The organism is Flavobacterium sp. NLM, assembly GCF_002210235.1.
GTDB lineage: Bacteria > Bacteroidota > Bacteroidia > Flavobacteriales > Flavobacteriaceae > Flavobacterium > Flavobacterium panici.
Genome location: NZ_LIAC01000003.1, coordinates 54,717 through 76,935, shown reverse-complemented (window position 1 = coordinate 76,935; position 22,219 = coordinate 54,717). Strand labels below are relative to the sequence as shown.

General features: G+C 33.6%; 18 protein-coding genes. 5 read left to right on the top strand and 13 right to left on the bottom strand.

Features of this window, described 5'->3' with window-relative positions:
* Window positions 1-39: 39 nt before the first annotated feature.
* From APR43_RS04675 to APR43_RS04665, 3 genes are all read left to right on the top strand, one after another.
* Window positions 40-1,290, top strand: coding sequence for a dihydroorotase (locus APR43_RS04675; RefSeq protein WP_053473696.1), 1,251 nt, complete (start codon window positions 40-42; stop codon window positions 1,288-1,290).
* 4 nt (window positions 1,291-1,294) lie between these two features.
* Window positions 1,295-1,621 carry a hypothetical protein gene (locus APR43_RS04670; RefSeq protein WP_053473771.1) on the top strand — a complete coding sequence of 109 codons (327 nt, stop codon included), beginning with the start codon at window positions 1,295-1,297 and terminating at the stop codon, window positions 1,619-1,621.
* Window positions 1,622-1,741: 120 nt separating this feature from the next.
* The gene (locus tag APR43_RS04665; RefSeq protein WP_053473697.1) at window positions 1,742-2,386 is read left to right on the top strand and encodes an alpha/beta hydrolase; all 645 of its coding nucleotides are present in this window, start codon (window positions 1,742-1,744) and stop codon (window positions 2,384-2,386) included.
* 121 nt (window positions 2,387-2,507) lie between these two features.
* Here APR43_RS04665 and APR43_RS04660 read toward each other — a convergent pair whose 3' ends face one another.
* The 3 genes from APR43_RS04660 to APR43_RS04650 are packed head-to-tail and all read right to left on the bottom strand — an operon-like array spanning window position 2,508 to window position 4,262.
* Window positions 2,508-2,933 carry a hypothetical protein gene (locus APR43_RS04660; protein ID WP_240514926.1) on the bottom strand — a complete coding sequence of 142 codons (426 nt, stop codon included), beginning with the start codon at window positions 2,931-2,933 and terminating at the stop codon, window positions 2,508-2,510.
* Between the two features lie 48 nt (window positions 2,934-2,981).
* Window positions 2,982-3,485 (bottom strand): hypothetical protein, encoded by a 504-nt coding sequence (locus APR43_RS04655; RefSeq protein ID WP_053473699.1) that lies wholly within the window; start codon window positions 3,483-3,485, stop codon window positions 2,982-2,984.
* 12 nt (window positions 3,486-3,497) lie between these two features.
* A complete protein-coding gene (locus APR43_RS04650; protein WP_053473700.1) occupies window positions 3,498-4,262 on the bottom strand; it encodes an MBL fold metallo-hydrolase in 765 nt (254 codons plus the stop codon).
* A 90-nt stretch (window positions 4,263-4,352) separates the two neighbouring features.
* On the opposite strand from APR43_RS04650, the gene APR43_RS04645 reads away from it, so the two are divergent.
* Window positions 4,353-5,813 (top strand): nicotinate-nucleotide adenylyltransferase, encoded by a 1,461-nt coding sequence (locus APR43_RS04645; protein WP_053473701.1) that lies wholly within the window; start codon window positions 4,353-4,355, stop codon window positions 5,811-5,813.
* Window positions 5,814-6,107: 294 nt separating this feature from the next.
* Here the strand turns inward: APR43_RS04645 and bcp are convergent, their stop codons facing one another.
* Window positions 6,108-6,560 carry a thioredoxin-dependent thiol peroxidase gene (gene bcp / locus APR43_RS04640; protein WP_053473702.1) on the bottom strand — a complete coding sequence of 151 codons (453 nt, stop codon included), beginning with the start codon at window positions 6,558-6,560 and terminating at the stop codon, window positions 6,108-6,110.
* A 98-nt stretch (window positions 6,561-6,658) separates the two neighbouring features.
* Here bcp and APR43_RS04635 point away from each other — a divergent pair, with 98 nt between their 5' ends.
* Window positions 6,659-7,315, top strand: a complete 657-nt coding sequence (locus APR43_RS04635) for an endonuclease III domain-containing protein (RefSeq protein ID WP_053473703.1) — start codon at window positions 6,659-6,661, stop codon at window positions 7,313-7,315.
* Between the two features lie 16 nt (window positions 7,316-7,331).
* On the opposite strand, the gene APR43_RS04630 is transcribed toward APR43_RS04635, so the two are convergent.
* The 9 genes from APR43_RS04630 to APR43_RS04595 form a co-directional block, all read right to left on the bottom strand.
* Window positions 7,332-8,396: a tetratricopeptide repeat protein gene (locus tag APR43_RS04630; RefSeq protein WP_053473704.1), complete on the bottom strand. Its 1,065-nt coding sequence runs from the start codon at window positions 8,394-8,396 to the stop codon at window positions 7,332-7,334.
* Between the two features lie 620 nt (window positions 8,397-9,016).
* Window positions 9,017-9,160 carry a hypothetical protein gene (locus tag APR43_RS24410; protein WP_165590706.1) on the bottom strand — a complete coding sequence of 48 codons (144 nt, stop codon included), beginning with the start codon at window positions 9,158-9,160 and terminating at the stop codon, window positions 9,017-9,019.
* A 50-nt stretch (window positions 9,161-9,210) separates the two neighbouring features.
* A complete protein-coding gene (locus APR43_RS04625; RefSeq protein WP_053473705.1) occupies window positions 9,211-9,795 on the bottom strand; it encodes an RNA polymerase sigma factor in 585 nt (194 codons plus the stop codon).
* Between the two features lie 312 nt (window positions 9,796-10,107).
* Complete coding sequence (locus APR43_RS04620) at window positions 10,108-10,866, bottom strand: family 16 glycosylhydrolase (protein ID WP_053473706.1); 759 nt, start codon at window positions 10,864-10,866, stop codon at window positions 10,108-10,110.
* Window positions 10,867-10,937: 71 nt separating this feature from the next.
* Entirely contained in the window at window positions 10,938-12,596 is a 1,659-nt protein-coding gene (locus APR43_RS04615) for a family 16 glycosylhydrolase (RefSeq protein WP_053473772.1), read from the bottom strand.
* A 56-nt stretch (window positions 12,597-12,652) separates the two neighbouring features.
* Entirely contained in the window at window positions 12,653-14,260 is a 1,608-nt protein-coding gene (locus APR43_RS04610; protein ID WP_235992136.1) for a hypothetical protein, read from the bottom strand.
* An 11-nt stretch (window positions 14,261-14,271) separates the two neighbouring features.
* Window positions 14,272-15,771, bottom strand: a complete 1,500-nt coding sequence (locus tag APR43_RS04605) for a RagB/SusD family nutrient uptake outer membrane protein (protein WP_053473707.1) — start codon at window positions 15,769-15,771, stop codon at window positions 14,272-14,274.
* Window positions 15,772-15,782: 11 nt separating this feature from the next.
* Complete coding sequence (locus APR43_RS04600; protein ID WP_053473708.1) at window positions 15,783-18,818, bottom strand: SusC/RagA family TonB-linked outer membrane protein; 3,036 nt, start codon at window positions 18,816-18,818, stop codon at window positions 15,783-15,785.
* A gap of 241 nt (window positions 18,819-19,059) precedes the next feature.
* Window positions 19,060-21,861: a triple tyrosine motif-containing protein gene (locus tag APR43_RS04595; protein WP_053473709.1), complete on the bottom strand. Its 2,802-nt coding sequence runs from the start codon at window positions 21,859-21,861 to the stop codon at window positions 19,060-19,062.
* Window positions 21,862-22,219: the final 358 nt, after the last annotated feature.

Below are 22,219 nucleotides of genomic sequence, written 5' to 3'. Positions count from 1 at the left end.
ATAATTTCATTGTTTCAATTAAAATAAATTTCTCTACATATGAAAATAATCATCAAAAGCGCCAAAATTATCGACTCAAAAAGTCCGTTTCATAACCAGACCGTTGATCTTTTAATTGCAGATGGTTTAATTGAAAAAATAGGAGTTTCTCTTCCAAATGATGATGCAGAAGTAGTAAGATTCGACGATCTTCATGTTTCTCAGGGATGGTTTGACAGCAGCGTTTCTCTCGGAGAACCAGGTTACGAAGACAGAGAAACTATTGCAAACGGGTTGAATGTTGCAGCAAAAAGTGGTTTTACAGCAATTGCGTTGCAACCAAACTCCTTCCCAATTATTGACAATCAATCTCAGGTCAATTTTGTAAAAAATAAAGCAAATGGTTTTGCAACAGAAATTTTTCCAATCGGCGCTTTAACAAAAGCTAGCGAAGGAAAAGATATGTCCGAACTTTATGACATGAAAAAAGCCGGAGCAATAGCTTTTGGAGATTATAACAAAAGTATTGACAATGCTAATTTGTTAAAAATTGCTTTGCAATATGTTCAGGATTTTGATGGTTTGGTAATTACTTATTCGCAAGATCCAAACCTAAAAGGAAACGGCGTTGCCAATGAAGGAATCGTTTCGACAAGATTAGGTTTGAAAGGAATTCCAAATCTAGCCGAAGAACTTCAAATTTCGAGAAACTTATTTTTATTGGAATATACTGGAGGAAAACTTCATATCCCGACAATTTCTACAGCAAAATCGGTTGAATTAATTAGAGAAGCTAAAGCAAAAGGTTTAAATGTTACGACAAGTGTTTCTGTACATCATTTGGTTTTAACAGATGAAAAACTAGACGATTTTGACACGCGTTTTAAAGTGACTCCGCCATTACGCACTGAAGTTGACAGACAGGCTTTACTAAACGGAATTGCGGATGGAACTATCGATACCATTACATCAGACCATAATCCGATTGATATTGAATTCAAGAAAATGGAATTTGATACGGCAAAAAACGGAACAATAGGGCTTGAAAGTGCTTTTGGCGCATTATTAACGGTTTTACCGCTAGAAACTGTGATTGCAAAACTAACTTCAGGAAGAACTGTTTTTGGTCTTGAAAACAACACAATCGAAGAAGGCGCAAAAGCAAACTTTACTTTCTTTACTCCGGAAGGAAAATCAACTTTTACTAAAGAAAATATTCTTTCAAAATCTAAAAATTCTGCTTTTTTAGGAACTGAACTTAAAGGTTCTGTGTACGGAATTTTAAATCAAAATCAACTTGTTACAAAATAATACAATGAACAATACAATCGAAGAAGGAAAATCAATTGCCATTACCAGTTACATTTTAATTATTGGCGTTTTGATAGCAATGTCTATGAATTCTGAAAATAAAAATAGTTTTGCGTCTTTTCATATTCGTCAGGCTTTAGGTTTATCGCTGACATTTATTTCTTTTGGGGCTATAATCAGTAATTTTGACAGCTTTTTTATCACTTTCCCAATGTGGATTTGTATTTCAATTCTTTGGACATATGGAATCTTCACTGCTATTCAAGGCCAAATGAAACCGATTCCTTTAGTTGGAAATGTATTTCAAAAATGGTTTAAATCTATAGGGTAATTTAAATTCCAAATTTTTGAATCCCAAATTCCAAGAACTTTGTCAAAGTTTGAAACTTTGACAAAGTTGAAAACTGAGACTGAGACTGAAACCTAGAACTAACAATTCACAATTAAAAAAATGAATCTATCTTTAGAATATAAAATACAAGAGCCAAAAGTAATTTTAGATAAAAATCCGTTATTACTTTTATTACACGGATATGGCAGCAACGAAGCTGATTTGTTTTCTTTTGCTTCTGAACTTCCTGATAATTATTACATCATTTCGGCCAGAGCGCCTTATGATTTGCAATATGGTGCTTACGCTTGGTACGCCATCAATTTTGATGCAGATCAAAATAAATTTTCTGATAACGAACAAGCTAAAACTTCGAGAGACGTAATTGCTTCTTTTATTGATGAATTAGTTGTAAATTATCCAATAGATGCCAATAACGTAACTTTAATTGGATTTAGTCAGGGATCTATTTTGAGTTATTCTGCTGCGCTTTCGTATCCTGAAAAAATTCAGAGAGTTGTGGCAATGAGTGGTTATTTTAATGAAGAAATTATTAAAGAAGGTTTTGAGAAAAACGACTTCAAAAACTTAAAAATATTCGCTTCTCACGGAACTGTAGATCAGGTTATTCCAATCGAATGGGCGAGAAAAACTCCTGCAATTTTAGAAAAACTAAATATTCCGGTTACTTATAAAGAATATCCTGTTGGTCATGGTGTGGCTCCACAGAATTTCTTTGATTTTAAGAATTGGCTGGCTTTGTAAGTTTACAGTGTTCAGTCGCAGTTTTCAGTCGTGGTCTGTCAATTGCAATCTGAAAACTTTGTCAAAGTTTCAAACTTTGACAAAGTTCTAAGCTGTAAACTGCGACTGAAAACTGTAAACTTTATTCTCCTGTATAAATAATCTTCCCAGCTTTTTTTAAAACATATCCTTTCCACGGAATTAATTGATAATCATCTTTATTCCAAGAATCTCCTTCAGATTTTCTTTCTAAAATGATGGATTCTTTTTGAGTATCCAGAAAAAGCTCTGCTTTGTTTCCTTCAAAAATTACGTAGGCAGCGGTTGTATACGTTTTACCTGTTTCTTCTGTATGTGATAGTTTTGTTCCTTCAAAAATTCGGATACATTCTTTTTTAAGAGTTGACCAAGTGTAACCTGCGGAAGCTTTACATCCGTGTGCGTCAGAGTCTCCTCCCACCAGTTTCTTTTCCTGCGGTTCTTTAACAGTTGTACTTTCTTGAGAAACTTTTTTCGCACAAGAAAATGTCGCAGCTGCGATAATCGTAAACAAAAACATCTTTTTCATAAATCCTGTATTTTAATGTTGGGTCAAAAAAAATAGGATTATAAAATCCTATTTTTGATATAACCAAGTTTGATTTACTTCAAAGGTAATATTATCATTGTTATCAACAAAGTATTTTAACAAGACTTCTCCCCATAATTCTCCATTACTGTAATCTGCAATGATCCAGCGGTGGTTTAAAATTTTTACTTTATTGATGATAAATTTATTTGGGCCTATTTGATCTTGTCCTGTGTATGGATTTCCTTTTGGATTGGCATTAAAATCTAAAAGTTTTTCGGTTACAACCGGGATTAGTTTTTCAAATAAAATCACTTTTCCGCCAGAAGCACTATTATCAAAATAATTTTGTGCATTTTCATTGTGTTCTAAAGAAAAATAATCTGCATCGGCTAATTTAGCTGACACTAAATTGATACTGTCTCTTAGCTTTTTAGTTGTTTTCTCATATCTTTCTTCACCAAATTGCACTTCTCGGCTATAAAACATATAAGTAAAAACATTCATTAATATCGCAAGGATAAAAAGGTAAAGCATTAAGGATTTTTTCATTTTATGGTATAATTAAATTGTAATTTCTAAATTATCGTAGGCCAGATAAACGTTTTCAGTAAGTTGTTTCTGTACTTCTTCGTGAAAGCCTAAAACGTGGCTAATGTGTGTTAAATAAGCTTTTTCAGGTTTTACCAAATTGATAAAATCAAGCGCTTCCTGCAGGTTAAAATGTGTATCATGCGGTTCAACACGCAAAGCATTTACAACCAAAACTTTTAAGTCTTTAAGTTTATCAACTTCAGTTTGTTCGATTGTTTTTACATCGGTTAGGTAAGCAAAATCATCAATTCTATATCCAAAAACTTGTAAATCACCGTGCATGGCGTTTATTGGAATTGCAATTTTATCTCCAGCCGCAAAAGGTTCGTTGTTCTTGACTTCAATAGTTTTTACACTTGGAGCGCCCGGATATTTATTTACGGTTTCAAAAACATAATCAAAACGTCGTCTTAAATTATCAAGTACGCGTTTATGTCCATAAATAGGAATTTCGCCTTGTCTGAAATTATACGGACGAATATCATCTAAACCGGCAGTATGATCTGCGTGTTCATGTGTAAATAAAATGGCGTCGAGTTTACGACATCCACAGGAAAGCATTTGCTGTCTGAAATCAGGGCCGCAATCGATTACAAATGAGTGCTCGTCCCATGTAATCCAGATGGATACACGGAGTCTTTTGTCCTTAGCATCAGTGCTTTTACAAACGGGATGATCGATTCCGATAATCGGAATACCTTGAGAAGTACCAGTACCTAAAAAATAGACCTTCAATTGAACTTAATTTTTTTACAAAAATAGGATTATTTCTCTTTCATTAGAACCCTAATTTACTAACTTTGTAACAAATCTATTTAAAATAAAATGGGTACAGAAATAAAACTCAAAGGTGACAAGGTCATCGAACAGATTCCTTCTATAAAAGACAAAGCTTTACGCATTAATTTAAACGAGAATATTTACGGAACATTTGCTGAAATTGGCGCTGGACAAGAAACAGTTAGACATTTTTTCAGATCCGGAGGTTCTTCTGGAACGATTGCAAAAGCGATGTCGGCTTATGATAAAGATTTTAGTGATGCTGTTTACGGGATTGAAAGTGACGGAAGATACGTTACCGAAAACAGACTTAAAAAAATGCTTACGTTTGAAGGAGAATTGATCGAAGAACGTTTGAGCAGAGAAAAACACCCAAATAAACTTTTCTTCAGCTACGCTAATACAGTAGCAACCATAGATTTTGCCAAACAGTTTAAAGGACACGGATGGGTTGGAATTAGATACCAAATTGAACCAGACGAGGCATATAACGAAATTATTCTTCATATTCGTTTTAAAGAAACTGATGCCAGATTACAACAAGAAACACTAGGGATTTTAGGTGTAAATTTAATTTACGGTGCTTTCTATAAATATAATGACCCAAAACGTTTACTGCGCTATTTATACGATCACTTAGATAAAGATCAATTAGAAATCGATACGATCAATTTTTCGGGACCTCGTTTTGCTGATGTTGACAATCGTTTGATGAGTTTACAATTGGTTAAAAACGGAATGACGGATGCCGTAATGTTTAATCCGGAAGGAAAAAATGTTTTACCGGCGGCTGTTTTATACAAAAAAAATCTTCTTGCTTTTAGAGGAAGTTTCCGTCCGGTTACAAACGTGAATCTTGATATGTATGAGAAATCATTAAAAATGTTTCTCGGGGAAAATAAAGTAGATAAGGACAACACATTAGTGGTTTTTGAAATTACACTTTCGAATTTGCGTTCGGATGGTGAGATTGATGAGCGTGATTTTATGGACAGAGCCGAATTACTTTGTTCGCTTGGTCAAACGGTTATGATTTCGAATTTCCAGGAATATTATAAAGTTGTGGAGTATTTCTCTAATTATACCAAAGCCCGTATGGGATTAGCAATGGGTGTAAATAACCTTGTTGATATTTTTGATGAGAAATACTATCGTCATTTAAGTGGTGGAATCCTTGAAGCTTTCGGAAAATTATTCTACCGTGATATGAAAGTATTCTTGTACCCAATGTTAGGTGATAATGGCGAAGTTATTACTTCTGACAACCTGAAAGTTCATCCTAGAATGAAAGAATTATACAAATTCTTTAAATTCAACGGTAAAGTTGTTGACATTAAAGATTACAACCCAAACATATTAAATGTGTTCTCTCGCGAAGTACTAAAAATGATTGGTCAAGGAAAAACCGGCTGGGAACCAATGCTTCCGTCTGGAGTTGCCGAAATTATAAAAGAACATCATCTTTTTGGATATCATCCACAGAAAGAACTAGAGCAAAAAGCTTAATATAAAAAGTCCCTTAATTTGGGACTTTTTTTGTCTACTGAATGTTTTTTTTAACGCAAAGTACGCTAAGGTTTTTTATATGATAGACTGCATTTTTGCATGCTCAAAGTTCGCAAAGCTTTGTACTGACCAAGCTTTGTGAACTTTGCTTTTTTATAAAACCTACATATAAATAAAACTTAGCGCACTTTGCGTAAAAACTTAGCGTGCTTTGCGTAAAATCTTAGCGTGCTTTGCGTTAAAATTACACACAAAACAACCTGAAACTTGAAACCTCAAACCTGAAACAAAAATTTACTTCAAAATCTGTGCTGCGTGTTCTTTTGTTTTTACATTTTCGATTACTTCTTCGATGATTCCTTTTTCGTTGATTACAAAAGTGGTTCTGTGAATTCCGTCATATTCTCTTCCCATGAACTTTTTTGGTCCCCAAACTCCAAAAGCATTTATTACTGATTTATCTTCATCGGCTAATAATGGAAATGGTAATTCGTATTTTTCTTTGAATTTGGTTTGCGCCTTTTGACTATCAGCACTTACTCCAAGAAGCTCATAATTATTTGCCTGAAAACGATGAAAATTATCTCTTAAATCACAAGCTTCGGCTGTACAACCCGGCGTACTTGCTTTTGGATAAAAGAAAACTACTAATTTTTTTCCGGCATAATCTGCCAGTTTATGTGTTTTTCCTTCTTGGTCTGTTCCTGAAAAATTTGGTGCTTTATCTCCGGCTTTTAATGTTGTCATATCTTTTTATTTTAGATTTCAGATTATTGATTTTAGATTTAAAACAAAGATAACTTATAAGTTATAAATCGCTATTTTTACACTTTAAAATTACGGAAATGAATAAAGAAGCTCGCGTACAATTTGTTATAAATACGTTAAAAGAACTCTACCCTACTATACCAGTCCCGCTTGATCACAAAGACCCATATACCTTATTAATCGCTGTTTTACTTTCGGCTCAATGTACAGATGTTCGCGTAAATCAGATTACGCCGCTTTTGTTTGCAAAGGCAGATAATCCGTATGATATGGTGAAGATGTCTGTGGAAGAAATTAAGGAAATCATTCGTCCGTGTGGTTTATCGCCAATGAAATCTAAGGGAATTCATGGTTTGTCTGAAATTTTGATTGAAAAATATAATGGTGAAGTTCCGCAGAGTTTTGAAGCGCTTGAATCTTTGCCGGCTGTTGGACATAAAACGGCAAGTGTTGTTATGTCTCAGGCTTTTGGAGTTCCGGCTTTTCCGGTTGACACACATATTCACAGACTAATGTACAGATGGAATCTTTCGAATGGAAAAAATGTGGCTCAGACTGAAAAGGATGCTAAAAGATTATTTCCCAGAGATACATGGAACGATCTGCATTTACAGATTATTTGGTACGGACGTGAATACTCGCCTGCAAGAGGCTGGAGTTTAGAGAAAGATATTATTACGAGAACAATTGGTAAAAAATCTATAATAGAAGAAGCTGCTAAAAAGAAAGTTTAGCAGCTTCTTTTTTATTTTACATACTGCTTTTTAGAGCATTGTATTCATTTGTCATATCAAGTGATCGATATACTCCCAAAAGTGTTTTTGTAGCTTCTGGATTCTTTGGTTCAATAATAAGCGCTTGTTTTAGATACGGGATTGCACTGCGGGCAATATCATCTTTTTTAGCATTTAGCTTATCATATTTTTGCATTTCGGATGGTGAAGTTCCTAAAGAAGCTATTTCATCGGCTAAATCTTTTTTGACCTGCAGTTTCAAATACGCCATATTTATATAGGCATCCAGGTAATTAGGGTTAAGTTCCAATACATAATTATAAACTGCTTCGGCTTTAGGATAATCTTTTTTCTCCAAATAAGCATAAGCTAAATTACTGTTAACCTCTATTTTTTTTGAAGGAACTAACTCGTTTCTTGGTTTTTCATAAAACCCTTGTTCTATAGCTGATTCTCTGGCTTTTGTAGAAACAAAAAAATCTTCTTCTTTTGTTTTCTTGTTTGTAGCATAATACATCATCCTCTTTCCGGAAAAATTTATTTTCTTTAAGATTTCATAATATTTTACTGCCGACTCGTAATCTTTAGCATTTATAGAAGATGCTGCAGCGTTAAATAAGTTCAATGTGTCTTTTTTATCAAACAAATAAACTTTATAACTTTTCTCTGCACTTTCTTTGAATTTTCCAGCATTAAAATCGGTCATTGCACCATTAACAAGAGTAGATTTCATAGCTTTTAAAGCTGCATTTGCTTTAACTGTAAATTTAAACTTTCCTGATTCGTTTTCATACAAAAATACATCCTGATAAGCTTGTGAGGCCAATGTAAAATTATTAGCTGCATCTATATTTTTTCCAGCTAAATCCTTATATACATTTCCTTTTAAAAAATAATAATCAGATTTGGCTTCATCTGATGCGTTAAGAATAAGATATTCTGTTTTGTTTAAAATCGCCAATGCTTCCTCGCTTTTTCCTTTATCGTATAAAGACTGCGCTTCTTTTATTTGATCATTTTGAGCAAATGCTGCGACATTTATCAATAACAGGATTGATAACATCTTTAGGTTCGTTTTCATATTTCGGTTGGGTTTTGGTTGTTAAAATAGATTTAGTTTTTTGAATGAATTTTGCTGCAAAACTGATAGTAGAGCACTTCAGCCTGCGTTTAAATGAAAAAATAAGATTTAGAGATCAAAATTGCCATAAGTCTCTAAATTTAATTTCTCAAAAAATCAAACTTCTTAGTAAAGAACTAAGGCGTATAACAAACAAAATGAAATAAGGCAGAGTAGTTTTTTTTCATAGGTTTTTGGTTATTGGTTGGACAAATTAGGGTGATTGAAATGTTTTAATACGAAAAATTCTTATGTTTTTATGAAATAATAATTATTTTTTAACTAAAATAAAATTAATTATTGAATAAAGAAATATTTTGACTAAAAATATTGAATTTTAACAAAAACATAATTTAAAATCAAAATCATATTCAAGGGTAAAAATGAAGAATTAATAAGTGATTGGAAAAATCTGTTCTGAAAAAACACGCAGTTGAATTTATGATAATAAAGTAAAATTCAGGATTTAAGACAATAAAAAAACTCACTATCTGTATTTGCATACAAATAGTGAGCTTTCAACCAAAACGACCATTTGGTTTTTCTTTCGAAATAAACATCCGACCAAAGCAGCGGGCTGTTTAATTAGCTATAATCTCAAAATTTTTATCTTCAATTTTCACAACCGTTAAGGCTTGTGAATAACTTAGTAAAAAAGAAATTACTTCTTTTTTAGGTTTCAAATCTTTAGAAGCTAACGCTTTTTTTGAGTAAATTTTCGCCATACTGTGTAAATGTTTTATAATAGTATAACGGGCTAATATTCAAAATAGTATTAGTTGGTTAAAATAATTTGATGTTTGTCAATTATTTTTCTCAAATTCATAAGCGCATAACGCATTCTTCCCAATGCAGTATTGATACTTACATCTGTTAATTCTGATATTTCTTTGAAACTCATATCCTGATACATTCTCATTACCAGTACTTCTTTCTGATCTTCAGGAAGTTCTTCGATTAACCTTTTTAAGTCAACCTCAACCTGATCTACAATCATTCTGCTTTCAACATTTAATGAATCGTCAGACATGATAGAGAAGATTGAAAACTCTTCGGTTTCTCTGTACATTGGCATTTTTTTGGTTTTGCGAAAGTGGTCCACAATTAAGTTATGAGAAATACGCATTACCCATGGAAGAAATTTACCTTCTTCGTTATAGGAATTACTTTTTAAGGTTTTGATTACTTTAATAAAAGTATCTTGAAAAATATCATTTGAAATGTCTCTATCAGCAATCTTAGAATATATAAATCCATATATTTTAGATTCGTGCCTTTTTATTAATGTTGCAAGAGCAGCTTCACTGCCTTCAACATAATTTTTTACTAATAGAGCGTCTGGAATTTGCAGATCAGCCATAATACTACTTTTTTAGTTTTAATAATTTGGAGTAATTTTTCTAAAAAGTAATTTTATTTTATAGGCGTGATCTTTTTTGAGTTATGTTAATTATTGTGACCAAATTTAACAAATATTTATTTTAAAAAGCAAACAAAAACAATAATAATTAACATTAAATCGTTAAGTTTTTTGCTGCAGAGGCCATTTTTGATAAAAATAGTTAAAAAAATGCGGTTCAAAACGATTTAAAAAACAAATGTAAATAACTTACAATTAAATATTTAAGCTATTTACACCTGCTTTTTGAGTAAAATTTAATTCTATATTTTTTTATTGATAAACACGTACGTAATCGACGTAATATTTTTGAGGAAGTACAGAATCATCCACTTCAGGACCTCCAAAATTGCCTCCAATGGCTAAATTTACAATAATATAAAATGGTTTATCAAAGGGCCATGTATCTTCATTTTTAACTTCAGGATTGAAAGTATAAACTAAAGTCGAATCCACAAAAAAGGCGATTTTATCTTTGTCCCATTCAATGGCATATACATGATAACCTTCTTCAATATTTGGAAATTCAGTTCTTTTGGTATTAATCGTATTTCCGTGGCTGTCTTGTGTATGAAGGGTTGTATAAACCATATGTGGATCTCTTCCTATATATTCTAAAATATCAATTTCTCCTGTTTTTGGCCATTTAACCTCATCAATATTAGCGCCTAACATCCAGAAAGCAGGCCATAAACCGTGTCCAACAGGAAGTTTTGCCCTTGCTTCGATTCGGCCGTATTGAAATTGTTTTTTTCCTTTGGTTGTAATTTTTGTCGAGGTATATTTTTCTCCTTCTTTTCTGGCTTCAATAACTAAATTTCCATCTTTAAATTCGTGGTTGGTTTTAGTATAGATTTGTCTTTCATTGTTTCCGTAACCGCACAAATTTGGACAGCCGTCCCCAAGTTCGAAATTCCAGACTTTTTCATTTAATTTTTTAGCATTGAAATTTTCTTCCCAGACCAGTTTCCTCTTTGTTTCCTGCGCGTATGAAAAACTGCAGATTAACAATAGTACAATTATTTTATTCATAGTATAATTTTAAAATTAAGAAGGCCAGCCGAAGCTGACCTTCTAGAATTACTAATTAATTAACTCATATTCTATTGATAAATTCTCACGTAATCAATCTCCATAGAAGACTGTGTGAAAGCTCCATCAATATTACCGCCTAGATTACCTCCCATTGCTACGTTTAAAATCAAGAAAAAGTCGCTGTTAAAAGGTAATGAACCATCGTTTGGAACTGAATGAAGTAAATCATCGTCTACATAAGTTTTTACTGATGCAGGGCTCCATACTAATTTATAAACATGGAATTCTGTTGAAACGTTGGTGTATGTTTTTGATGCTGTATTACCATTTCCACCTGAATGTCCAGGATAATGAAGCGTACTCAAAATCACATTTTGATTGTTCCCCACGTGTTCCATGATGTCTATTTCTCCACAGGCTGGCCAAGGTTTTGTAGCATAATTTTGTCCAAGCATCCAGATTGCAGGCCATGTTCCTGCTCCGCTTGGAAGTTTAGCTTTAACCTCAACTTTTCCATATGTAAAAGCAAATTTAGCATCTGATTTTAATCTTGCCGATGAATAATCTGCACCTCCCGAAGCTTCTTTTTTAGCTGTAATAACTAAATTACCTCCTTGTACTTTTACGTTTGTTGCTGCGTTGGTATAATTTTGTTTTTCATTATTTCCCCAGCCGTTATCTCCTCTTCCTAAATCATAATTCCATTTTGTTGCATCTGGCGCTCCATCAGTATTGAACTCGTCAGACCAAACCAGATTTGTATAATCTGTTGTTGGATTTTGAGTAGGTTTTGTAGTAGTGAAAATATGATACCATGCTAATGCTGGGTTTCCTCCCATTACGGCTCTTACTACCATTCTGTTTGCTGTGATCGACAAGATTTCGTAAGAACTCTGACCAATATAATACCCCATAAATCCACCGTCAGAGAAGTTCAACATTGTTCCTCTTGTTTGTGTTGCATGGTTTGGATTTTTGGTAACTACAGATTCTGATGGGCTTAATGAAACTGTTTTAACACCACTTGTATTATAAGTTAAACAAGCATCATCTGGTCCACTTCCTCCTCCTACGCTTGCAAAAGCTGCGTTAAAGAATGTTGCTCCGCCGTTGTTTAATTCAAATTTCAATTGATCTCCGTCTTTTGAAAAAGTCAATTCGTTTTCGTATAAACAGCTGCTTGCCGGCGATGCTGCTTTTTCAAATGGTCCTGCCATATAGTAGTTTGCATAGTAGTTTTTAGTCGCATCGGCATCGTTTTGACCAACTCCTAAGTGTCCTGCTTCTGAAGCTGACCAGTACCATTTTTTAGATGAACCACCTGTTAAGAACGCTACGGCTTCATCATCACTAAAGTTACTTAATACTGTAACATCTAGTGTTGTGTTTGATGCTACACCGCCTCTTCCGTTTGCAATTACTGTAACAGTATAGGTATTTACGCCTGTTTTTGTAAAACGTTTTGTAAAAATACCACTTGGAGAAGTTTCAGATGTTCCATCGCTAAAAACATATTTAAACGAAACAGCATTATCTGCTTTTGCAGTCAATTTTACCGTTCCTGATCCGTCTCCGTTTGGAGCATCAGCAGTTTTTCCTATAATTTCAGCTGTTACCTGAATATTAGAGGGCGCCGCCAAATCGCCAAAAGCAAAATCATCTTTTTGACAACTTATTGCTAACAGCAGAGCAAAAAGTAATACGAAGTATTTATTATATTTTTTCATTTTGTTATTTTTTATAAAATGTAAATTCATTTTAATCGATTAATAAGGTTCATTTTTTATTTATGAAAATAAACGTTATCAATATATATGGTATGACTTCCGGTTGGTGTTCCAGAATAAATAAGCTGTGCAATATGAGCTCTGGTTGTTAATCCTGTAAAATCACTTAAAGGAATATCCAGACTTACCCATTGTCCTTGTGCCGGAGCGGTAAATTTAAGTTCGTGTTCTTTATCATCTCCTCCTCCATTGTAAACTCCATTAGCTCCAAAATCAACTAATTTGATTCTGAATTCTGTAAAATCTGAAGACCAAACATCTACGTGGAAATGTGTCATTCCGGTTGCATCAATTGTTGTAACTGGCTCGATACCCACAAAATTTAAATCTGAGTATTTTTTAACTGCATTTCCTGCAACAGCTGTTTCTTCTAATGTTGCTGCAGACCAATCTGTACGCCATGTTTGAATGGCAATATTTGAATATGCATCACTAAATAATGAAATAACATTTGCTGCCGGTACAGCTGGCGTTGGTGCTGCTGTGCTTAATGTTTCGACGTCTTTATAGAAATAAATATTATCTATAAATACAGTTCCTCCAGCCCAAGGGGTTCCCACAAATTTCAATTGGAAAATATCTGCTACTGTTAATCCCTGACTTGTAAATGCCGAAATTGGAATATCAATACTTGTCCACTGATTTGCAGTAAGATCTTTTACAACTGGTTTTTCTCCATTTGTTTTACTAATTAATGAAGTTTCGATTTTTTGTAAATCTGCTGTCCAAACATCCATGTGAATGTAATCCATTCCAGAAACATCAACTGTAACATTATCTGCTAAAGCAATTCCCTGGTAGCTTAATTTGATATAGTTCAACATTTTGTCGCCATTCAAATCAAATTCTGTCCAGCTGCTTCCTTGTCCTGCTTGTCCCCAATCTGGGAAATAGTTTGTTCCGGCAACATTAGTGTATTTAGAACCGTAAATAGAAATTACATTTCCTGCTGCTCTGTTTGGCGGCGTTGGTGCCGAAGTTGTTGGATTAAGAACTAATTTTGCTTCAAATTCCTGAGATTTTTCAGTTGTTTTAATTGCAGCACTTTTTGAAACTACACGAATTGTGTAAACTCCAGCTTGCTGATACGTATATGAAACTGATTCTCCGTTATTAGCCGAAATTGGATCTGGTTTTCCTGCTTCTCCAAAATAAACATCATAAAACAAGGCAAAATCTGCTGTTGCTTTTACGGTTACTTTTTTAGAAACTGATAAATCATTTGTTATTACCACTACTAAATTTTCCGGAGCTTTAAACGAAACTAAAACCTCTTGTGTTACTTCAGTCTTTTTTCCTGTAATTCCCATTGCAATAATTTTGCTTTGGTAAGTTCCTTCTTTATAAACGTGTGTTACGGTTCCTCCAGAAGGAAAATAATCAGATTCTGGCGATCCGTCTCCGTAATTTATTTTGTATTGTGTTACTCCTTCTCCTTTTGGTAAAAAAGTTACTTTACCGGAGTTATCCTGAGTTACAGTGGTCAAAGCAGATATGTTTGAGGGTGCGCTTACACCTTCTAAATCAATATTGCTGTCATCGCTTGAACAGCTAAAGAATAGCGCTAAAACGACAAGACTTAATATATAATGTAATTTTTTCATAATAGTATTTTTTAATATCCAGGATTTTGCGACCAGTTACCGTTTGCGAATTGAATTTCTTCGATTGGAAGTGGAAATAATTCATTCTTATTAGCTTTAAATCCAGGAATTGTTCCAACAGCTTTGCCAGTTCTTACTAAATCAAAGAAACGATGTCCTTCTCCAAAAAGTTCTACTCTTCTTTCTGCCCAGATAAAATCTGTAAGAGCAGCTCCAGAAGCCGTTACGTTATGGTTATTATCTCCAAATGCACGCGCTCTAACAAGGTTTAAATATGTTCTTGCTTTTGCGTCATCAATTGCACCTCTGTTGTAAGCTTCTGCAGCCATTAAAAGAACGTCTGCATAACGAATTGATCTGTAATTATTTGGATTTGTTAAATTCAAATCTCCCTGTGCATTTGAGCTTCTTTTTCTTGGAATATATTTTCTGTTGAAGAAACCTGTATCTTCATTTCCTTTTCCATAGCTAACTCCTTTTCCGTTATCATAATTAGCATTTGCAGCAGCAAAAGCAGCGATGTCTAAAATAGCTACATCTTTACGTCTGTCTCCAACTTCAAATGCATCAGCGCTTTCCTGAGTTGGTATATTAAAACTAAATCCTGAAGAGAAAAGTGGTCCTGAAAAATTTCTTACACCGCTAAAACCTACAGCTACGTTACCTTCACTACATTGTAAACATCCAAATCCAGCTCCTTCAATGTCTGTATATTGTACTTCAAAAACAGATTCTGCTCCGTTTTCTCCGTCCATTTCAAATATTGAATTATAATCTGTTACTAAAGAATATTTTCCTGAAGTAATTACAGATTCAAGTACCGTTGCTGCCTGCGTAAATTTATTTTGATATAAATAAGCTTTTCCTAATAATGCCTGAGCAGCAGTTTTAGTGGCACGCCCTTTTTGAGAAGCATTTGGTGCTAAATTAGCCGATGCGAAAATTAAATCAGCTTCAATCGAAGCATACACTTCCTGAACTGATGAACGCGGTATCTTTTTTTCATCTCCAAGTTTAAATCTCGCATCGCCCTTCATTGGTATACCGCCAAACCATTTCACTAATTCAAACTGGTAATATGCTCTAAGAAAACGCGCTTCGGCAATAACTTGGGTTTTCTCGGGAAAATCGGTTTTATCTTGAAATTCAAGAATATAATTAGCTCTTTGAACTCCTGCAAACATCCAGTTCCAGATATCTCTTAAGTTACTGTTTACCGGCGTATGAATCATATCATCAATTTGCTGCCATCCAATAACATCTGTTGGACTTTCTCCTCCTGCTAATGTATTATCTGAAGCAATTTCTCCCAATATAACATTTGCATATGAAGATTGAAGCAAATCGTAAGCAGCAACCAAAGCCTGATCGTAATCTGATTTTGAATTAAAATAGTTTTCAGAATCGATAGAATATTCTGGTTTAGGATCTACAAACTCATCCGAACAAGAAATACACAAGGTCGAAAACAGAGTAAGAGATATAACGGTTGTAAATAAATATTTTTTCATTTTAATTGAAATTAAAAATTAATGTTTAAACCCATTAAATAGGTTCTTGGAGTAGGATAAAATCCATAATCAATTCCACCTCCAATTGGCGCACCATTTGAAGCTCCCGGATCGTAACCTTGGTATTTAGTAAATGTGTATAAATTATTTACTCCCGCATAAAGTCTTAATTTTGTGATTCCTGCTTTTTGAGCAACACTTGGATTAAGAGAATATCCTAACTGAACATTTTGAATTCTAAGGTATGAAGCGTCTTCTACAAAATAATTAGAAAAAACATTGTTTGATGTTGCACCTGTTGTAACTCTTGGTGTTGAATTTGTAGATCCTTCACCTGTCCATCTGTCTAAAACATAATCAATACGATTTGCATCAGAAAGTGTTCTTTCGTAGTTACGAACCATATCATTTCCTACAGATGCAAAAGTGTAAACTGCAAAATCAACGTTTTTATAGTTTAATTGAAGATTGAATCCCATTGTTGCAGCAGGAATTGGATCACCAATATTGGTTTTATCTTTTGTATCAATTACACCGTCTCCATTTACATCAACAAATCGAAGATCTCCTGGCGCTGCATTCGCTCCTAAAGCTAATTGTGATGGGTGAGCATCAACTTCTGCCTGATTTTGAAAAATACCATCGGTTTTATATCCATAGAAATATCCCATTGGTTTTCCTATTTCCATTCGTGCAGGTGCAGGCTGTCCAACACCAAATCCTCCGGCTTCCAAAAAGCCAGTTCCGTTATTTACTTCCAGAACTTTATTTTTAATAAACGTAACGTTATAAGCTACATTCATTGAAAAAGAATCTGAGAAATTTTCTTTGTAATCGATAGCAAATTCAAAACCTGAATTTTTTACTGATCCTGCGTTTATAGTTGGAGAACCAGATCCCGGAGCACCTGTACCATTAATACCTGAAACAGGAATATTTCCAATTAATAAATCTTTTCTTGTATCACTAAAATAATCTGCTACAATAGAAACTTTGTCATTTAATATTCTCATATCCAAACCAACATCAAGCTTTCTAGCTTCTTCCCATTTTACATCCGGATTTGGAACTGCCCCTGTGGCTACACCGTTTACAAGAGTACCATCAAAAACATAAGTTGCTTCTCCACTCAAAGTACCTAAATATCTATAATCTCCAATTTGGTCATTTCCTAATGTTCCGTAGCTTCCTCTTAATTTTAAGAAATTAATGAATTTAGGAGTTCCAAAGAAATCTTCTTTAGAAACAATCCAACCTCCTGTAACTGATGGAAAATAACCTACTTTATTCCCTGGTCCAAATTTGGTAGAAGCATCACGTCGAATCATACCAGATACTAAGTATTTCTCTTTATAATCATACTGCAGCCTTGCAAAATAAGATAATCTGCGTTGATCATAAACATAAGAGCTGTTTGTTAAAGTTGCTGAAACTCCTTTTGTTAAAGAAATATCGGCAAATTCCCAAGAATTATTAGGAACATCAAAACCAGTAGCAGAAAGACCATTTCCCCATGTTTTGAAAATTGTTGTACCAATTGTTCCTGTTATATTATGAGCATCTGCGATTTTTGTAACATAAGTACCAAAAAGGTCAAAAGAGTAATCGTTGTCATTAACAGCACCTTGAGTTACAGAACTTCTTTGTACATCAAAAACTTTTCCTCCATAACTTATTAGCGGAGCAAATGTTTTTGATTCGCTGTTTGAAGTATTAAAACCAATTGAACCTGTCAATGTAAATCCTTTAAAAATTTTGTAATCTAATCCAAAATTTCCGTTTAATTTTTTATAATTATAATCGTTGTATGTATTTGCAATTTGTGCAAGCGGGTTGATAATTTCATTACCTAATCCTGTTGTATTTGGCACAAGAGTAAAATTGCCGTTTGCATCTTTAGGAGTTAATGTTGCAGGAACATTCAGTGCATTAAATAATACAGAACCAAGACCGTTTTCATTTAATGTTTTTCTTGTAAAATAAGTATATATAACGTTTGACTTAAGTTTAATTTTACTGCTAAGATCTGCTCCTAAAGCAAGTCTTGCCGTATTTTTCAAGAAACCAGATTTGTCTCCTCCCACAATTCCTTCCTGATCTAAATGTGATCCACTAATAGAATACGTGATTTTATCTGAACCTCCGGAAATACTCAAATCATTATTGACAATTGGAGCCATTTGAAAAACTTCATCCTGCCAGTCAGTACCTTTTCCTAATCCGCTTACGTTTGGATAAGGAAGCGGTTTACCTCCGTTAGCATAACTTTCGTTTAATAAAAGTGCATATTCCGTAGCATTTAAAGTTGGAAGTTTTCTTGATGTTTCCTGAAATCCAACTGAGCTGTTGAAAGATACTTTTGTTTTAGTATTCTTTTTACCTGTTTTAGTTGTAATTAAAATAATTCCATTTGCCCCAATTGTTCCATAAATAGCCGCTTGAGCATCTTTTAAAACTGTTATGGATTCAATATCATTAGGATTTAACAGACCAAAATCTCCAACATAACCATCAATAATAGCTGTTGGTGCATTTTGTCCGTTTGTAGCAATACCACGAATACGAATATCCAATGGCGCTCCTGGTGCTCCTGACTGGGTTGTTACATTCACACCTGTAACAGTACCTTGCAGGGCTTGTTCAATTCTCGTTGGTCGAATAAGATCAATTGTTTTACTGTCTACTACAGAAACTGATCCCGTAACCTCTCTCTTCTTTTGAGTACCATAACCAATGACAACTACTTCATCAAGTGATTTTGCATCCTCAATTAACTTTACAGTTATTTTAGTTCCAGAAACTGCAACTTCTTGCGTTTTGTAACCTATATAACTGAAAATAACTGAAGATCCTTTTGGAACTCCGGTTAATTTAAAAGATCCGTCAAAATCAGTGGTTGTGCTTTGAGACGAACTTTTAACTTTTACATTAACGCCAGGCAATGACAAACCTGAGCCATCTACTACCGTTCCGGTTACATCAATAGATTGCGCAAACGCAAATGATGTACACAGTGATAGTACAATTAGTAATAATTTAGATTTCATAATTAGTTAGTTTTTATTGAAAGCTAAATTTATCTGTTCCCTTTATGAAAACGATAAAATTAACCTCAACAAAAAACATACATCATAAAAAAATCTAGTCTTAATTCAGGATATCATAAAATAAACCGCTCTGCAGCTATAATTTGTGAATGTTAATTTCTTTAACATTTGCACTGCAATTTCCCAACAAAAGCATAATGTTGTGGTAATGTATAGTTTTTTTAAGCCGATTTTTGAATTCCTATACAGCCAGAATATATTCAACTAAACCGATTTCGTGCTGCAAATCCATTTTCTTACGCAAACGATACCTTTTTATTTCAACACTTCGAACCGAAATATTAAACATTGGAGCTATTTCTTTTGAGGAAAGATTCAATCGAAGATAAGCACATAAACGAAGATCATTTGGTGTTAAGGCCGGATGCATTTGTTTTATTCTTTTTAGGAAATCTTTATCGGCATTATCAAAGGCTTCTTTAAATATTTTCCATGAATCTTCTTCTGTAATGTTTTTGTTAATGGTACTAATTACAGATTTGATATTGGAACTGTCATTTTGAGATGTTTTCTTCAAATCTTCTTTAATAAAAGCCAGCAATTCGTTTTTACTGTTTAAACTCATTGTTGAAACCGCCAGTTCACGGTTTTTATTATCAACGTCCTGCGAAAGCTGCTCGTTTCGAAGCTTCATTAATTGTTGTTCGTTTTCAAGCTCCTGAATCTCTAATAAAAGGTTATTTTCTTCAATAAGCTTTTCTTTTTGCTTTTGATAGTAATTTCGGTATGCTTTATTGATAAAATAGGCCATAGCCAAAATCAGAAGAAAATAGACAAAACAGGCTAAATTGGTCAAATACCACGGTTTTAAAACTACAAATGTGTATACGGCAGTATTCTGCAAAATTGTATTGGCATATTTTGCCCTAACTCTAAAGGTGTATTTTCCCGGTGAAAGGTTTTTAAAATTCACCGTTGCCTTTGTACTCCACTCGCTCCAGTCATCCTGAAAACCTTCTAATAAATATTGATATTCAGAATTGATGTATTTATTGTATTCCGGAACGGTATAATTAAGCGTAATGTTATTTTCATCAGAATCAAAACTGCCTTCACTTTGAATACCTACATTTTTAAATGTTTCGTTTTGTTTGTTTATCAATATATCGGTAATAAAAACATCGTAGTTTTTAAAACTTAAATCGTCGATATTTAAGGTATAATAACCATCTGTTGTACCTATTAAATACGTTGATTTTGAAATTTGTGTAATATTTTCATAACCCAGCATCGAATTCGTTAAAGAGGACGGAATAGGTATTATATTCTGCTTTAATTGGCTGCTCAATTTACTGGCAGAGAAATAATGAATGTAGTTTTTAGAAAATAACCAGATTTTATTCGAATGGTCTACAATTAATTTACCTGATGTATATTCATCTTTTTCAAAAATCGAACTTAAAACAGTATCTTTCTCGAATTGTCTTATTTTAGGATTTAATTTGAAAATTCCGCCTTTGTAAGCGTAATAAATTGAATTATTAAAAGTCGTTAAACTCGCATTTATTCCTTTCTGCGGAGACTTGTAAGTGTAAAAATCATGCGTTTGCAAAAGAGATTTACCAAGTTTTAATCTAAAAATCCCTTTGTATTCATGGCTAACATAAACATCAAGATTCTTTGTAATTTCAAAATATCTGGATGAATAATCAAATCCCTGAATTTTGTTTTTAAAAATCCACTGATTATTTACTTTCTCTAAAACCGAAAGTCCGTAATAATTTCCCTGAATTAATTGGTTTTTATTTGCTGGAGAAGGCTCAAATTTCCAGGTTCCTGAACCCGAAAAGAGACTTCTTGCCGAATCGTTTGTAATGATAAAAGTTCCCGAATCGTGTCCGCAAAAAAGTGTATTATCATACGTAAACAGTGACCAAACCTGACCTTTTGTTCCGGTTATAAATTTAAACTCCGCATTACTCTGTGTTGGCTTACAAAACAATCCCTGATTTGTTCCAATGTAAAGCATCCCGTTAAAAACTGCCGATGCATAAACGGTTCCTAAAACTCCGGTATCATCTATAAAACTGTGTACGGGTGATTGAATATTAATACAGTTAATTCCGTTATCTAATCCCACCCATAAGTTTTGATCTTTATCCTCAAAAAGTGACAAAGCCGTATTATTACTCAAACCTTTACTCTGTGTAAGGTGATATTTTAGTTTACCGTTATTTGATAAAATAAAAACTCCGTTTGAAACCGTTCCCAAAGCAAAACTCCCGTCCTGAAGACGCTGGCTGCTGTAAACGAAACTCGATTTTAATTCTGCATCGACATCTGTTGCAACTCTGGTTAGGGAATTCCCTGTCAGTTTATAAATTCCGTCAAGCTGCGTTTGAATCAGCAAACCATCATCTGTCGTAAAAACATTCGCAATTGTAAATTTCTTTAAAGTCGGATTATCTGAAACTAATTTTGCTCTCCCGCTTTCAATTTCAAAAAGTCCTTCTTTGATCGTTTGAAAATAAATAGCATTTTTTGCCGAAAATGACTTTATAACACCATTTTTTGGTGCGATGATATTAAACTTTCTGGTTTTAGTATCGTAAATATAAATTCGGTTTAAGGATTGAAACAGAATCCATTGATCGTATTTTAAGATATTCCAAAACTGCTCATCATCTAAAATTTTGCTTTTAATTTTATCGCTGAGTGATGTGTATTTTAGTTTGCCATTTTCATTTCTGGTCCAATAACCAAAATTCATATAACTGCCTGTATAGATTTTATTTCCAATCACTTTTACAGATCGGATAATCGTTTCATTTGGCCCAGGGTATAATTGCCAAGTGGTCCCGTTATACTCTAAAAGTCCATCGTTATTAGCAAAATATAAATAATTTTCATCGTCCTGTGAAATCATCCAGCTCTGATTTCCAGCTCCGTAAACAGATGAAGAATATTTAACAATTGGTGGAAGTTCCTGCGCAAAAAGCAAGAAATTCAATAAAAATAATAAGGTAGTTAGTTTAGTTTTCAAATTTGGTCAGGATATTAAATAATACTAAAACAGTTCTAAAATAGCATATTTTAGAGTGAAACAATAATTTTTAGTAAAATAAAAGATTTTATAGCATAACACAGGTTTCAACCATCTGAAACAGATTGTGATGATATACTTTGCGTCCAGCGGTTGAAACCGCTGGCAATATTTCCAAACAATTTCTCAAACCTATTCAAATATAGCCCGTGGTTTCAACCACGGGAAACGGATTGTGATTATTATACATGTTTCCAGCGGTTTCAACCGCTGGTTATTTTTTCGAAACAATTTCTCAAACAAATTCAAATATAGCCCGTGGTTTCAACCACGGGAAACGGATCGTGATGATATACTT